Annotated in this window: 13 protein-coding genes; 12 read left to right on the top strand and 1 reads right to left on the bottom strand. The window is 31.2% G+C overall.

The genetic code is table 11. The annotated features are described in order from the left end of the window. Positions 1-22: 22 nt before the first annotated feature. The 10 genes from ABD771_RS13370 (at position 23) to ABD771_RS13325 (ending at position 13,296) form a co-directional block, all read left to right on the top strand. Complete coding sequence (locus tag ABD771_RS13370; RefSeq protein WP_345095414.1) at positions 23-1,495, top strand: amino acid permease; 1,473 nt, start codon at positions 23-25, stop codon at positions 1,493-1,495. Between the two features lie 244 nt (positions 1,496-1,739). Next, a complete protein-coding gene (locus ABD771_RS13365) occupies positions 1,740-2,897 on the top strand; it encodes a homogentisate 1,2-dioxygenase (RefSeq protein ID WP_345095412.1) in 1,158 nt (385 codons plus the stop codon). Between the two features lie 59 nt (positions 2,898-2,956). After that, entirely contained in the window at positions 2,957-4,117 is a 1,161-nt protein-coding gene (gene hppD, locus ABD771_RS13360) for a 4-hydroxyphenylpyruvate dioxygenase (protein WP_345095410.1), read from the top strand. 299 nt (positions 4,118-4,416) lie between these two features. Then, positions 4,417-5,193, top strand: coding sequence for a DUF3108 domain-containing protein (locus ABD771_RS13355; protein WP_345095407.1), 777 nt, complete (start codon positions 4,417-4,419; stop codon positions 5,191-5,193). Continuing rightward, positions 5,190-6,116 (top strand): tryptophan 2,3-dioxygenase family protein, encoded by a 927-nt coding sequence (locus tag ABD771_RS13350; protein WP_345095405.1) that lies wholly within the window; start codon positions 5,190-5,192, stop codon positions 6,114-6,116. The genes ABD771_RS13355 and ABD771_RS13350 overlap by 4 nt, the downstream gene beginning before the upstream one ends. Before the next feature lie 15 nt (positions 6,117-6,131). Then, the gene (locus tag ABD771_RS13345; protein ID WP_345095403.1) at positions 6,132-7,355 is read left to right on the top strand and encodes a peptidoglycan DD-metalloendopeptidase family protein; all 1,224 of its coding nucleotides are present in this window, start codon (positions 6,132-6,134) and stop codon (positions 7,353-7,355) included. Between the two features lie 124 nt (positions 7,356-7,479). After that, entirely contained in the window at positions 7,480-9,123 is a 1,644-nt protein-coding gene (gene pgi, locus ABD771_RS13340; protein ID WP_345095401.1) for a glucose-6-phosphate isomerase, read from the top strand. Between the two features lie 219 nt (positions 9,124-9,342). After that, positions 9,343-12,165, top strand: coding sequence for a TonB-dependent receptor (locus tag ABD771_RS13335; protein WP_345095398.1), 2,823 nt, complete (start codon positions 9,343-9,345; stop codon positions 12,163-12,165). A 104-nt stretch (positions 12,166-12,269) separates the two neighbouring features. Next, entirely contained in the window at positions 12,270-12,701 is a 432-nt protein-coding gene (locus ABD771_RS13330; protein WP_345095396.1) for a hypothetical protein, read from the top strand. Positions 12,702-12,804: 103 nt separating this feature from the next. Beyond that, on the top strand, positions 12,805-13,296 hold the full coding sequence (locus ABD771_RS13325; RefSeq protein WP_345095394.1) for a septal ring lytic transglycosylase RlpA family protein: 492 nt from the start codon (positions 12,805-12,807) through the stop codon (positions 13,294-13,296). A gap of 1 nt (position 13,297) precedes the next feature. On the opposite strand, the gene ABD771_RS13320 is transcribed toward ABD771_RS13325, so the two are convergent. Continuing rightward, on the bottom strand, positions 13,298-13,765 hold the full coding sequence (locus ABD771_RS13320; RefSeq protein WP_345095392.1) for a CYTH domain-containing protein: 468 nt from the start codon (positions 13,763-13,765) through the stop codon (positions 13,298-13,300). Between the two features lie 103 nt (positions 13,766-13,868). Here ABD771_RS13320 and dinB point away from each other — a divergent pair, with 103 nt between their 5' ends. Continuing rightward, entirely contained in the window at positions 13,869-14,951 is a 1,083-nt protein-coding gene (gene dinB, locus ABD771_RS13315) for a DNA polymerase IV (RefSeq protein ID WP_345095390.1), read from the top strand. An 82-nt stretch (positions 14,952-15,033) separates the two neighbouring features. Beyond that, positions 15,034-15,549, top strand: a complete 516-nt coding sequence (locus tag ABD771_RS13310; protein ID WP_345095388.1) for a PAS domain-containing protein — start codon at positions 15,034-15,036, stop codon at positions 15,547-15,549. Positions 15,550-15,604 lie beyond the last annotated feature (55 nt).

Raw genomic sequence — 15,604 nt, 5'->3', positions numbered from 1 at the left:
CAATAAACTAAAAAACTACATTATGTCTATTTGGAAAAGAAAACCTATGTCTATGTTGCTCGCTGAAGCATCAGACTCTGAAAAAGGATTAAAAAGAACATTAACAGCTTGGTCATTAGTAGCATTAGGAATTGGAGCTATTATTGGAGCAGGACTTTTTGTTAGAACAGCAACAGCTGCGGCTCAAAATGCCGGTCCATCAGTTACAATTGGTTTTATAGTTGCTGCAATTGGTTGTGCGCTAGCTGGTTTATGTTATGCAGAATTATCATCATCTATTCCAATTTCTGGAAGTGCCTACACCTATACTTATGCAACAATGGGAGAATTACTTGCGTGGATTATTGGTTGGGATTTAATATTAGAATATGCTGTTGGAGCTGCTACAGTTGGAATTGCTTGGAGCGAATATCTCAATAATCTTCTGGTCAATGTCCTCCATACTAGTCCAATTCCATATGAATTATGCCATTCTCCATTTCAAACTTCAGCTGATGGTGTTTCAGGTATGATAAATTTACCTGCATTGTTTATCGTTGCAGTAATTAGCTTGCTTTTAATAAAAGGAACTCAAGAATCAGCTTTTGTAAATGGAATTATTGTTGTTGTAAAAGTAGCAATTGTTGTAATGATTATCGTTTTTGGATGGAGCTTTATCAATCCTGAGAATCATACTCCTTACATTCCTGAAAGTTCAGTTTTTACAGACGAACACGGAGTTGGTCATAATTTCGGAGGCATTATGGGAATTCTTGGTGCCGCTGGAACAGTATTCTTTGCATTCATTGGTTTTGACGCTGTAAGTACTGCAGCTCAAGAAACAAAAAATCCAAAACGCGATATGCCTATAGGAATTTTAGGTTCATTAGCTATTTGTACGATTTTATATATTCTTTTTGCTCATGTATTAACAGGTTTAGAATCTGTTGATTTCTTCAGAAATGGAGGAAAAGAAGCTTCTGTTGCTAATGCAATAACATCATCGATGCCTGGTTTTGGATGGTTAGCACAATTTGTAACAGTAGCTATTTTATTTGGATTTACATCTGTAATTTTAGTAATGTTACTAGGGCAATCGAGAGTATTCTACGCTATGGGACGTGATGGTTTATTGCCAAAAGCTTTTGGAGATTTACACTCAAAATATAAAACGCCTTACAAAGCAAATCTTGCTATTTTAGTTATTGTAGGATTGTTTGCGGCTTTTGTGCCTGGAGATATTGTTGGTGATATGACAAGTATAGGAACATTGTTTGCGTTTATTTTAGTTTGTATTTCTGTAATTGTTTTGAGAAAAACAGAACCTGATATGAAACGTGAATTTAAAACACCTTTAGTTCCTTTAGTTCCAATATTAGGGGTTTTTGTTTGTTTAGCAATGATCTATGGTTTAGGATGGACTAACTGGTTAAGACTTGCAGTTTGGTTAGCACTAGGATTGATAATATATTTTGGATATAGTAAAAAGCATAGTAATTTGAACAATCCTAAATAATTTTATTTTCAGAATATTCTGAAAAAAGCATTAAAAATGATCAATCATTTTTAATGCTTTTTTCATTTTATAAATATTTTTTAATTAACACCTACTAAAAAATATTTTTCCGATATTTGTTAAATGAAAAAATGGGACAACTTATTAATCCATTTAAAATTCCTCATCAAGAGAAATCCTGAGTGAGTTTCTTTTTAGTTTTACAAAATCTAATATTTAATATCGTAAATCTAATATTTAACAAATGCCTATATATCATAAATTAGGAAATTTTCCTCAAAAAAGACACACACAATTCGAAAAACCAAATGGCGGATTATATTACGAACAACTATTTGGAACCGAAGGTTTTCATGGACATTCGTCTTTATTGTACCATGTTCATAGACCAACTCAGATTAAAGAAATAACAAAATCCTATTCAGTTGAACCAAAAATAGCCATTGGCAAAAATATAAAATCGTTATTGCTAAAAGGATTTGAACTTAAGCCAGAAGACGATTTTTTAGATTCTCGAAAAGCAATGTTGGTCAACAAAGATTGTACTATCGGATTGGCAGCGCCAAAAAAATCGCTTACAGAATATTTCTATAAAAATGCCGATGCCGACGAAATGATTTTCATCCACAAAGGAAGCGGAAAATTAAGAACTATGATGGGAAACATCGATTTTGAATATGGAGATTATCTTATTATTCCACGCGGAATGATTTACCAAATTCAATTCAACACCAAAGATAACCGATTGTTCTACGTAGAAAGTTTTGCGCCTTTTTACACACCAAAACGATATAAAAACGAGTCAGGTCAACATCTAGAACATTCACCATTTTGCGAACGCGATTTTAAATTGCCAACCGAATTAGAAACGCACGATGAAAAAGGAGATTTCACTATCAAAATAAAAAAAGAAGGAATGATACACGAAGTTGTTTATGCAACACATCCTTTTGACGTTGTAGGTTGGGATGGTTATAATTTTCCATACGGATTCTCCATTCACAACTTTGAGCCAATTACAGGTAGAGTACATCAACCGCCACCAGTACATCAAACTTTTGAAACATCAACATTTGTAGTTTGTTCGTTTTGTCCAAGATTGTACGATTATCATCCAAAGGCAATTCCAGCACCATACAATCATAGCAATATCGATTCCGATGAGGTTTTATATTACGTAGATGGCGATTTTATGTCAAGAAATAACATCGAACAGGGTCATATTACATTGCATCCAAAAGGAATTCCTCATGGTCCAGCTCCAGGCGCAATGGAGCGCAGTATTGGCAAAACAATTACCGAAGAGTTAGCTGTTATGGTAGATACTTTTCGTCCATTAATGGTTACAGAAGAAGCAATGGGATTGGATGATGGAAAGTATTATAAATCTTGGGTAGAGTAATTAAATCAAATCATTTCTGAAAAGTTAAAAATTTTTGGATTTTAAAAAATAAATAAAAAATGTCAAAAGAAGTAAAATCCGTAGAATACGGACTAGAAAAAATATTCAGTGGAGCACAAGATTTTCTTCCACTGTTAGGTACAGATTATGTTGAATTTTACGTTGGTAACGCAAAACAATCGGCACATTATTACAAAACAGCTTTTGGATATCAATCACACGCCTATCGCGGATTAGAAACAGGGTCTAAAGATTCTGTTAGTTACGTTTTGAAACAAGACAAAATTCGTTTGGTATTAACAACGCCATTAAATAGTAATTCACCAATCAATGACCATTTGCGTAAACATGGTGATGGTGTAAAAGTGATTGCTCTTTGGGTTGAAGATGCAAAATCTGCATTTGAAGAAACCACTAAACGTGGTGCAAAACCATTTATGGAACCTACAGTAGAAAAAGATGAGCATGGAGAAGTGGTTCGTTCAGGAATTTACACTTATGGTGAAACGGTACACATATTTGTTGAAAGAAAAAACTACAATGGTGCATTTTTGCCAGGTTTTGTAGAATGGAAATCAGAATATAATCCAGAACCACTCGGACTAAAATACGTTGACCATATGGTTGGAAATGTGGGTTGGGGACAAATGAATCAATGGGTAAAATGGTATGAAGACGTAATGGGATTTGAAAATTTCTTATCTTTTGATGATACTCAAATCCACACCGAATATTCAGCTTTAATGAGTAAAGTAATGAGCAACGGTAACGGAAGAATTAAATTTCCAATAAACGAACCAGCAAAAGGAAATAAAAAATCACAAATTGAAGAATATTTAGATTTTTATGAAGATTCTGGTGTTCAGCATTTAGCAGTGGCAACGGATGATATTATAAAAACTGTCGCTGGTTTAAAAGCTCGTGGAGTAGAATTTTTACCACCACCTCCACAAGCATATTATGATGATATTCCAAACAGATTGGGGGTCCATAGAGACATGATGAAAGAAGATATCAAAGAATTGCAAAGACTGTCGATTTTAGTTGATGCGGATGAAGATGGTTATCTTTTACAAATATTCACCAAACCAGTTGAAGACCGACCAACCTTATTTTTCGAAATCATTCAAAGAATGGGCGCAACCGGATTTGGAGCAGGTAATTTTAAAGCACTTTTTGAGTCAATAGAAAGAGAACAAGCTTTGAGAGGAACGCTATAAAAGTTAAAAATTATTAAACAATCATCAAATTACAACGTTATAGTGGTGTTGTTTTTGTCAAATAAATGTTAAAGTTTATTTTTCATTGAGAATAATTCAAAAACACTCCTATCTTTGTACTCACAAAACGAAAAGGAGTGGTTTCCTTACTAGTTTTATATAAGTTTTTCATAATTTATAGTTTTTTGGTTGGTTAATAGCATAAAAACTCCGTCAATATTTGACGGAGTTTTTTTGTTTTAATACATTTGGAACAGAAATTGCATTATAGTTATTAAATCAATAAAAAGTATTTTAAAATGAAAAAGATAATTATACTAGCGCTTCTTTTTTTAACAGTAAGTTTTGATTCTCCAAAATCTTCTGCATTTGATGTTGGAGAATGGTTTAAATTTAGAATTCATTACGGATTAGTTACAGCAGGTTATGCAACATTAGAAGTTAAAGAAGCTACAAAAAACAATAAGAAAGTTTTTCATGCAATTGGTCGTGGATATACAACAGGTATGTCAAAATGGTTTTTTAAAGTAGACGATAACTATGAGTCTTATTTTGATAAAGTTACAGGAAAACCCTACCATTATGTAAGAAAAATTGATGAAGGAGGTTATACAAAAAATCAAGAAGGCTTTTTTAATCAAGATAAAAATACTATCTTGGTAAAAGATTATAAAAACGATACTAACAAAACGTTTACTACTCCAGAAAATGTTCAAGATATAGTATCTACCTTTTATTATTTGAGAAATCATCCAAATGTTGACAAGCTAAAAGTAGGAGAATCTATAGCAATCGACATGTTTTTTGACGATGAAACAACAAAATTTAAGTTAAAATTCATAGGTAGAGAGGATTTAGACACTAAATTTGGAGTAGTTCCTTGTATGATATTTAGACCATTGGTACAATCTGGTAGAGTTTTTAAAGAGCAAGAAAGTCTAACTGTTTGGATTTCAGATGATGACAATAAACTTCCTTTAAGAATTAAAGCCAGTTTAGCTGTTGGGTCTCTTAAAGCTGATTTAGAATCTTTTAAAGGATTAGCAAATCCATTTACAATAAAAGTAAAAAAATGAACACAGAAACAACTCATTTAATTGAGGAATTAGAAAAGAAATTTGATGCAATAAATCAAAAAACAGATACCCATCTAGAAGGTTTACTTTGGTCAAAACCAATTACCTATTGGGATTATATTCAAACGGATGCTTTATTAAATTTACAAACTCAAAGAACCATTTTGCCTGACGAAATGGTTTTTATTATGTATCATCAAGTCAATGAATTATTGTTCAAAATGATTCTTTGGGAAATAAAACAAGTATGTCATTGTAAAAAACTTGAAACCAAATTTTTTGCGGATAGATTAACGAGAATTTCACGTTATTTTGATATGCTAACTACTTCATTTGATATTATGGGAGATGGAATGGAAGTAGAACAATATATGAAATTTAGAAACACACTTACACCGGCAAGTGGTTTTCAATCAGCACAATACCGATTAATTGAATTTTCTTCAACAGATTTAATTAACTTAATTGACTATCGTTTTAGAGCAACAATTGATAGAAATACTCCTTATTCGCATGCTTTCGAACATTTATACTGGCAAGCAGCTGGCAAGGATTATAAAACAGGAGAAAAGTCTTTTTTAATTTTAGAATTTGAAAGAAAATATAAGGAGGAATTTTTGCGTTATATGGAAGAATATAACACTATAAATATTTGGCAAAAATTCAAAGAATTACCTGAGAATGATCAAAAAGACCCTAATTTGGTTGCAGCTATGCGTCACTACGACAAAACTGTAAATATTACATGGGTGATGGGACACTTGAATGCAGCCAAAAAATATATTGAAAGCGGGCATGGTTCAGGAGAAGCAACTGGAGGAAGTGATTGGAAAAAGTATATGCATCCAAAATACCAAAGAAGAATTTTCTTTCCAGAACTTTGGAGTGAGGAAGAGTTGAAAAATTGGGGTGAAGATTGTTAAAATAAAAGACTCATATTGAGAAAAATAGTATTATTTTTAATTGTTATATTTTCCGTGTATTCTTGTAAAAATACTCAGGAAGATTTTGTTATTGAAGATAGTGAACCGTACAAACCAATTGTTGATTACGGATTTCATTTTGATCAATTTAATGTTCATTTTGACACCATCGATAGACAAGATACTTTTGAAAAAATTCTAAAAAAGCAAAATTTAAACGGAAAAAAAGCATCTGAAATATTAAAAATTATTAAAGACTCTTTTCCAACAAGTGTAGGATACAAAAGACCATATGTTTGTTTACGATCGAAAGATAAATACAATAAACTACAATATTTAATTTATCAACCCAATAGAATAGATTATTATTTAGTTGATTTGACAGATTCTGTTATTGGATTTAAAAAATCTAGACCTCTAACTTTTAAGGTTAGAACTGTCGCAGGAGAATTAACAGGTCCATTAACTAAAACCTTAAGAGAATTAAAAATTGACCCAACATTATCAGGAAAGCTTACCAAAGTTTTTGCATGGTCTATTGATTTTTTCAAATCTAAAAAAGGTGATAAATTTGCTTTAAGTTTTACAGAAAGATATATAAACGACACTATTTATGACGGTGTTGATAGTTTGAGAGCTGCATTTTTTGAATATAAAGGAGAGAAAATTTATGCCTTCCCATTCATTCAAGAAAGAGGAGGAAAAGTTGATTATTATAACGATCAAGGAAAAGCTTTAAAGAACTTTTTCCTAAAAGCACCATTAAAATTCGTTCACATTACGTCAAAGTTTTCTAAAAACAGATTTCATCCAGTACAATTAAAATGGAAACCTCATAAAGGAACCGATTATGCTGCACCAACAGGAACACCAATTATGACCACAGCTGCTGGAGTTGTAGAACAAGCAGGATATACAGCTGGTAATGGTAATTTTGTAAAAGTAAAACACGACAAAACTTATGCTACACAATATTTACATATGTCTAGAATTCTTGTAAGAAGAGGACAAAGAGTAAAACAAGGAGAAGTAATAGGTAAAGTTGGTAGCACAGGATTAGCTTCTGGACCACACGTATGTTATCGTTTCTGGAAAAATGGTGTCCAAGTGGATGCATTAAGACTAAAACTTCCAAATTCACAAGTAATGGAAAGTAGAAATCTTCCAAGATTTAAAGAACAAATTAGACCACTTAAGAGAGCTTTGGATAGTGTTGCAGAAATAAAATTCAGTAATTAATTTTATAATTGAACTAATTTTTACCAACTACAACGTTTGCATAACTTTTTATACACACAATTTTATTTTCGTGTAACTTTATCTGTAATCTTTTATTTAATTTTGTTTTTCAAAATTAATAATTATGTCTTTACAGAACACTAATCCTACACATACAAAAGCTTGGCAACAACTTGAAAATCATTTTACTAAAATGGAGAATAATTCCATAAAGGAAATGTTTCAAAATGATGAGAAAAGAGCTGAAAAATACCACATTCAATGGAATGATTTTCTTGTTGATTATTCCAAAAACAATATCAATCAAGAAACAATAGATTTGTTGCTAAACTTAGCCAATGAAGTTAATCTAAAAGATGCTATTTCGAAATACTTTACAGGTGATTTAATCAATCAAACAGAAAACAGAGCTGTTTTGCATACAGCATTGCGAGCTCCTGAAAACGCAGTAATTCTTGTTGATGGAAAAAACGTTATGCCTGAAGTTTTTGACGTTAAAAATAAAATCAAAAATTTTACCAATGAAATTGTTTCTGGAGAGAGAAAAGGTTATACAGGAAAATCATTTACAGATGTTGTAAATATAGGAATTGGAGGTTCAGATTTAGGACCAGCAATGGTTGTAGAAGCTTTGCAATATTATAAAAATCATTTAAACGTTCATTTCGTTTCTAATGTAGATGGTGATCATGTAAATGAAATTATAAAAAAAATAAATCCTGAAACAACACTTTTTGTAATTGTTTCCAAAACTTTTACTACACAAGAAACCCTTACTAATTCTGAAACGATTAGATCTTGGTTTTTAAAATCGGCCCAACATGAAGATGTTGCTAAACATTTCGTAGCAGTTTCAACAAATATCCAAAAAGTAACAGAATTTGGAATTGACACAAATAATATTTTTCCAATGTGGGATTGGGTAGGAGGACGTTTTTCGCTTTGGAGCGCTGTCGGATTATCTATTTCTCTAGCTGTTGGATTTGATAATTTTGATAGTTTATTAAAAGGAGCCAACAAGATGGATGAGCATTTTAAAACGGAGACTTTTGATAAAAACATCCCAGTAGTTTTGGCTCTATTAAGCATTTGGTACAATAACTTTTTTGGTGCTGAAAGTGAAGCATTAATTCCATATACACAATATTTACAAAAACTAGCTCCATATTTGCAACAAGGAATTATGGAAAGTAACGGCAAAAGTATTGGGAGAGATGGTAAACCAGTAAATTATCAAACAGGAACTATCATTTGGGGTGAGCCAGGAACCAATTCACAACATGCCTTTTTTCAATTGATTCATCAAGGAACAAAATTGATTCCGACTGATTTTATTGGTTATGTTAAACCTTTATATGGCAATAACGATCATCATAACAAGTTGATGTCTAATTTCTTTGCTCAAACAGAAGCTTTGTTAAACGGAAAAACGCCAGAGCAAGTAAAAGCTGAATTTGATAAACAAGCAGTTTCAACTGAAAAAGCTGAATTCCTTTTGCCATTCAAAGTTTTTTCAGGTAATAAACCTACCAATACTGTTTTAATTCAAAAATTAACTCCAGAATCATTAGGTTCATTGATAGCTTTGTACGAGCATAAAATATTTGTTCAAGGAGTTATTTGGAATATTTTTAGTTATGACCAATGGGGAGTTGAACTTGGAAAGCAGTTGGCTAATTCAATTTTAGAGGAAATAAATTCTAAAAAAGTTAACAATCACGATAATTCAACTTCTTTTTTACTAAAACATTTCCTTGATAATAAGTAAAAATAAAACAATAACAATCCCAATTTAAACCTCAATATGCAAAAATATTGAGGTTTTTTTATTAATTATCATAAAAAATTATATTTATCACAAATTTTCACCACAAAAACAAAATTGACTAAGAAAAATGCAACAAAAAACACTTTGTTAACATTAGCTTAACATATCTAAAGTAATAAAGTTACAATTTTGCACAAATAATTTAAAAACCAAAATAACATGAAAAAAGTTACAACTAATTTATTTTCAGTAATGTTTCTTTTGATGGCAACAGTAATGTTTTCTCAAGGAAAAATTAAAGGAACAATATTAGACAGTGAATTAAATGCAGGATTACCTGGTGTAAATGTGGTAGTTAAAGGATCTTCTACAGGAGCTTCAACAGACATTGATGGTAAATTTACATTAAATACTACTGCTTCATCTGGGCAAGTAGTTATTTCTTACATCGGTTACAAAACACAAACAGTTAATTTCACAGTTAAAAATGGAGAAACTGTTGATTTGGGATCAATAAAATTAGCTTCTGATGCAAGTCAATTGGAAGAAGTAGTGATTAAAAGTACAATTATTGACGTTGCTAAAGACAGAAAAACACCAGTTGCAGTATCAACTATTAGAGCTTCTGAAATTCAACAAAAATTAGGAAATCAAGAATTTCCAGAAATATTGAAAAGTACACCTTCAGTTTACGCTTCGAAAGCTGGTGGAGGTTTTGGTGACTCTAGAGTTACAATTCGTGGTTTTGCTCAAGAAAATATTGCAGTAATGATAAACGGAGTTCCAGTAAATGATATGGAAAATAGCCGTGTATTCTGGAGTAACTGGGCTGGATTGTCAGATGTAACTTCTGCTATGCAAGTTCAAAGAGGTTTAGGTTCTTCAAAATTAGCAATTTCTTCTGTGGGAGGAACAATTAACGTAATCACAAAAACTTCAGATATGAAAGAAGGTGGTTCTGTTGGTGTTGGTGTAGCTAATAGTGATTATCTAAAAACACAAGCTTCTTATTCTACTGGAAAAATGAAAAATGGATTGTCTGCTTCATTTTTAATGAGCCAAACAAGAGGTGATGGATATATAGATGGGACGAAGTTTGAAGGTGCTAACTATTTCTTCGCTTTAGGATATGAAATTAATCCAAAACATGAACTTCAATTTACTTTCACTGGAGCTCCACAATGGCACAACCAAAGAGGAACTGCAATTTCTATTGCTGACTATATTAAATATGGTGAAGGTGGAGAGCCTAATGTTAGATACAATGCTGATTGGGGTTTGTTAAATGGTAATGAATTTAACTTTAGAACTAATTACTACCACAAACCAGTAATGTCTTTGAACTGGGATTATAAAATTACAGAAAAAACTAAATTATCTACTGTTCTTTATGGATCATGGGGTAGAGGTGGTGGAACTAATGCTGCTGGTAGAATTAGAGGTTTAGCCAACACAGCTGCTGCTTTCAGAAGAGCAGATGGAACAATCAATGTTGATAATATTTATTCATGGAATAGTGGGCAATCAACATTTATTCCTGGATTTGGAAATACAACTAGAACTTTAGATGGAGGTAAATACATAAGCACAACAGTAAGTACTAATGCTGCAAATACAACAAATGGTATTTCAAAAATTGCATCTATCAACTCTCATAACTGGTATGGTGGAGTAGCAAGTTTAAATACTAAATTTAATGATAAATTGACTTTTGATTTTGGAGTTGATGTAAGAACTTACAAAGGAATTCATTATCAAAATGTAAATGATTTAGTAGGAGGTTATTTCTTTAAAGATAATACACCACTTCCTGTTAATGGAGTTTACTCAAATGGAAATGGGAATGACCCAAATAGAGTATTATACCAAACTTATGAATCAACGCCAAGTTTTAATCCTTTCTTTAATGTAGATCACCAACAAAAAGTATCTTACAATAATGATGGAAATGTAAATTGGTTAGGAGCGTTTACTCAATTAGAATATTCTACAGAAAAAGTAACTGCTTTTATTCAAGCAGCAGTATCTCAACAAGGTTTCAAAAGAGTTGATTATTTTAAATATTTAGCTTCTAACCCACTATCTTCTACAGACTATGAAAACATTCTTGGAGGTAATGTAAAAGGAGGTATTAATTATAACATTAACTCTCACCACAATGTATTTGTAAATGCAGGTTATTATTCTAAACAACCATTTTTCAATGCTGTTTATCCTAACAATGCATCAGTTGTTAATGGTAATTTAGTTAATGAAAAGATTACAGGTTTTGAAGCAGGATATGGATTTAGATCTTCAAAATTCAATGCTAATGTGAATTTGTATAATACTACTTGGAAAGATAGATACCAACGTTCAAATGATTTAGCTGCTGATAATCCAGGAGGATATTACGATTTCTCAGGAATTACAGAAGTTCACTCTGGAGTTGAAGTTGATATGAATGCAAAGGTTACAGAAAAATTCAAAGTAACTGGTATGTTCTCATTAGGAAACTGGGATTACAAAGGGAATAGTGTAAGTAATAGATATGATGTAACAAATAATCAAATTTCTGGAGGTACTTCAACAACATTATATCTTGACAAAGTAAAAGTTGGTAACGCTGCTCAAATGACAGCTTCTTTAGGAGGATCGTATGAAGTTGTTAAAAGAGTAATATTAGATGCAACTTATATCTATTCAGATAAATTGTATGCAAATATTTCTCCTGCTAATTTCTCAAATCAATTAAATAAAGGAGCGCTTCAATTACCTTCTTTTGGATTAGTTGATGCTGGTTTCTCATACAAAATGTTAGTTGGAAAAAACAAATCAGACAATGTAAATTTCAGATTAAACGTAAACAATCTTTTAGATAAAATTTATATTGCTGAGTCAAGCACTAATAATCACGTAAAAGTAGAATCTGATTTTGGAACGCCAGCTCAGTACAACACTTATTTGAATACTTTAAAAACATACAAAGGTATAGACCAGACTAACGCAGTTTACTTTGGTTTTGGTAGAACTTGGAACTTTACATTAAGCTACAACTTCTAGTTAAACAAGTTTAAAATTAATATTAAAAAACGGCATTCTTAATCAAGAGTGCCGTTTTTTTATTCTTTTTTTTCTATATTTGTTAAAACAAAAAATAAATTTTCATGTATAATTTCATTCAAAAATTTCATTCTGGCTGGGCATATTTAGCACTTTTATTATTAGTACTTGCGGTTGTTAATTCAGTTATTGGAATGACTTCGAAAAAAGAGTTTACGGCTAAAGACAGAAAAATTGCTCTTTTTGCATTGATTGCAACTCATATACAATTGGTAGTTGGATTAATTTTGTATTTTATTTCTGAAGTTGGAATGAAAGCCTTTTCTACTGAAGGAGCGATGAAAATTCCGGAATTAAGATTAACGATGTTAGAGCATCCATTAACCAATATAATTGCAATTACACTGATTACTATTGGATGGTCTAAACATAAAAAAGGGGCTACAAATGAATCTAAATTCAAATCAATAACTTTATTTTATGGTTTAGGTTTGGTTTTAATTCTAATAAGAATTCCTTGGAAATTATGGTTATAAAATAAAAAGTAAGTCCTGAAAAGGACTTTTTTTAGCAATGTCAAATTACTACTACTTACAAATTGGTATTTTGGTATTATTTTTGGTATTAAGTTTTACTATTATGAAAAAAAGCACACCAATATTTTTATTTTTTTTATGTCTCTTAATGTTCTTTTCAAGTTTATCTTTTAAAGCTCAAAACGGAAATTTAAGAGATTTAAAAAAGCAGAAAACAGATTCAATAAAAAAAGATAATATTGTATCTGAAACTATTGAGGTTGATACAACAATTGTATATAAAGGTAAATTTAAACCTTATAAAAAGAAAGCTCATGCTTCTTACTATGCCGATAAGTTTAATGGCAGAAAAATGGCAAGTGGTAAAAAATATGACAGTACTAAACTAACTGCAGCTCACAAAAAATTGCCTTTTGGAACCTTATTAAAAGTAACAAACGAGTTGAATGGAAAATCTGTTATAGTTGAGGTAACAGATAGAGGCCCTTTTGTAAGAGGAAGAGAAATAGATTTATCTAAAAGAGCTTTTATGAGTATAGTAAACAACAAAAGATCTGGAGCTGTTGTTGTTACAATTGAAATACTTCAAAAGTAATTTACCAATTTTTAAAAGGATTTTGACTTAAATAAGAGTTGTAATAACGTTTGTCATTTGTAACTTCTTTTCCAAGCCAATTTGGTTTTACAATTGCTTCGTTTTCGTTTTCTAGTTCAATTTCGGCTAGAATTAATCCGTCGTTTTCTGTATGAAATACATCAATTTCAACAAGATGCTTTCCTGATAGAACCTCGTAGCGAGTTTTTTCTATTACACCCTTTTCGCAAATTTTTAAAAGTGATTTTGCTTCTTCAATTTCAATTTCCTTTTCCCATTCAAAACGTGAAACACCACTTTCACTGCCAATTCCTTTTATAGTAATATAGCCCTTATCACCTTTGATTCTAATTCTAACCGTTCGCTCCGGATTTGAATTCAAATACCCTTGAGCTATTTCGTTTTTAGAGGAATATTCTTTTAAAAAATCTAAAGAAGTAACTAAATATTTACGTTCTATTTCAATCATGTTTTCAATTTATCATAAATGGTGCAGCAAACATAATAAAACTTTGTGTATCTCTGTGATTTCTCTTTGTACTCTGTGCATTAATTTTCTCTAAATTTGTAGTATGTCAGAGGAAATTAGATATCGAAAAATAATTCACGTCGACATGGATGCTTTTTACGCTTCTGTTGAACAAATGGACAATCCTGAATTGAAAGGAAAACCATTAGCTGTTGGTGGAAGTGAAGTTAGAGGTGTGGTTTCTGCAGCAAGTTACGAAGCACGAAAATTTGGTGTAAGAAGTGCCATGAGCGGCATTCAAGCCAAGAGAAATTGTCCTGAATTAATTTTTGTTCGACCAAGATTTGAACGATATAAAGAGATTTCCAATAAAATAAGAAAGATTTTTCACGATTATACTGATTTGGTAGAACCACTTTCGTTAGACGAAGCCTATTTGGACGTTTCTCAAAATAAAAAAGGAAACCCAAGTGCCACTTTAATTGCTCAAGAAATTAGAAAACGAATTTTTGAAGAAGTTGGTTTAACAGCATCGGCAGGAATTTCTGTAAATAAATTTGTTGCCAAAATAGCAAGTGATTACAATAAGCCCAACGGCCAAAAAACGGTAAACCCTGATGAAGTTGAAGATTTTTTAGAAAAATTAGATATTAAAAAATTCTATGGAATCGGAAAAGTGACTACTGAAAAAATGTACCATCATGGTATTTTCACAGGAAAGGATTTGAAATCAAAAACCAAAGAATATTTAGAACAACATTTCGGAAAAAGTGGTGGGTTTTATTATAATATAGTTCGCGGAATTCATAATAGCGAAGTTAAACCTAATAGAGTTTCCAAATCAGTTGCTGCCGAACATACTTTTAATGAAAATCTAACTTCAGAAATTTTCATGCAGGAACGTTTAGAACGAATTGCGGCCGAATTAGAGAAGCGATTAAAGAAATATAACATTTCCGGCAAAACAGTTACATTAAAGATTAAATACAGCGATTTTACCACACAAACAAGAAGTAAAACCTTGCCTTATTTTATTTCAGATAAAGGTTTGCTATTTGTAACGGCTAAAGAACTTCTTTATCAAGAACGAATGAAAGATTCGGTTCGATTACTCGGAATCTCACTTAATAATTTGAATACAGAAATAAAGAAAACAGTTGTAGTTCAGTTGCGATTTGAGTTTTAAAATCGTTCAACAAAAGTTAATCTTTGAAAGAAAGTGTTTGTTTTTGAAAAATCATTTTAGATTTGCCCAAAATTAATAAAAAATGAAACTTTCAAATTACGAAAATGCCATTGCAAAACATTACAATAGTTTGTCACTAAGTAGATTTCCATTAACTTGTTGGGATTTCTATTCTAAAAGTTTTGACAAATTTAGACTTACACTTTCTGATGCCAATTTATTAAATAGAATTGTAAAAGATAATAAATGGAATACGACTTGGGATTACAAAGAAGAATTAACAAGCGATACTGTGATTGTAGTTACTGATGCGCAATTGTCAATAGTTTTTGCTTCCAAAAATATGGTAAAAATGAACGGTTATACTCCAAATGAAGTGATTGGAAATTCACCAAAAATGTTTCAAGGCAAACTTACCAATGAGAAAATATCTAAAGAAATTAGCGAAGCAGTAAAAGCAAAGCAACCTTTTGATAAGGTTATTTTAAACTATTGCAAAGATGGAGCTTTATATAAATGTCATATCAAAGGATTTCCGGTTTTTGATAGTAATGGCAAACTCATCAATTTCATAGCTTTTGAAAAAATAGCAGCTTAGATTATAAAAAATAAAAAAAAGCGTTCAAGATTTTTGAACGCTTTTTATATATATA

Origin of the sequence: Flavobacterium chungnamense (assembly GCF_039539165.1) — a bacterium.
GTDB lineage: Bacteria > Bacteroidota > Bacteroidia > Flavobacteriales > Flavobacteriaceae > Flavobacterium > Flavobacterium chungnamense.
The sequence above is the reverse complement of the archived record's forward strand: the minus strand, read 5'-3'. Positions and strand labels throughout refer to the sequence as shown.

What these genes read in the sequence shown, in the direction of transcription:
- ABD771_RS13335 (WP_345095398.1), top strand. Translation starts at nt 9,343, where the DNA reads ATGAAAAAAGTTACAACTAATTTATTTTCAGTAATGTTTCTTTTGATG.
- ABD771_RS13310 (WP_345095388.1), top strand. Translation starts at nt 15,034, where the DNA reads ATGAAACTTTCAAATTACGAAAATGCCATTGCAAAACATTACAATAGT.
- ABD771_RS13355 (WP_345095407.1), top strand. Translation starts at nt 4,417, where the DNA reads ATGAAAAAGATAATTATACTAGCGCTTCTTTTTTTAACAGTAAGTTTT.
- ABD771_RS13350 (WP_345095405.1), top strand. Translation starts at nt 5,190, where the DNA reads ATGAACACAGAAACAACTCATTTAATTGAGGAATTAGAAAAGAAATTT.
- ABD771_RS13365 (WP_345095412.1), top strand. Translation starts at nt 1,740, where the DNA reads ATGCCTATATATCATAAATTAGGAAATTTTCCTCAAAAAAGACACACA.
- ABD771_RS13320 (WP_345095392.1), bottom strand. Translation starts at nt 13,765, where the DNA reads ATGATTGAAATAGAACGTAAATATTTAGTTACTTCTTTAGATTTTTTA.
- dinB (WP_345095390.1), top strand. Translation starts at nt 13,869, where the DNA reads ATGTCAGAGGAAATTAGATATCGAAAAATAATTCACGTCGACATGGAT.
- hppD (WP_345095410.1), top strand. Translation starts at nt 2,957, where the DNA reads ATGTCAAAAGAAGTAAAATCCGTAGAATACGGACTAGAAAAAATATTC.
- ABD771_RS13325 (WP_345095394.1), top strand. Translation starts at nt 12,805, where the DNA reads ATGAAAAAAAGCACACCAATATTTTTATTTTTTTTATGTCTCTTAATG.
- ABD771_RS13330 (WP_345095396.1), top strand. Translation starts at nt 12,270, where the DNA reads ATGTATAATTTCATTCAAAAATTTCATTCTGGCTGGGCATATTTAGCA.
- pgi (WP_345095401.1), top strand. Translation starts at nt 7,480, where the DNA reads ATGTCTTTACAGAACACTAATCCTACACATACAAAAGCTTGGCAACAA.
- ABD771_RS13370 (WP_345095414.1), top strand. Translation starts at nt 23, where the DNA reads ATGTCTATTTGGAAAAGAAAACCTATGTCTATGTTGCTCGCTGAAGCA.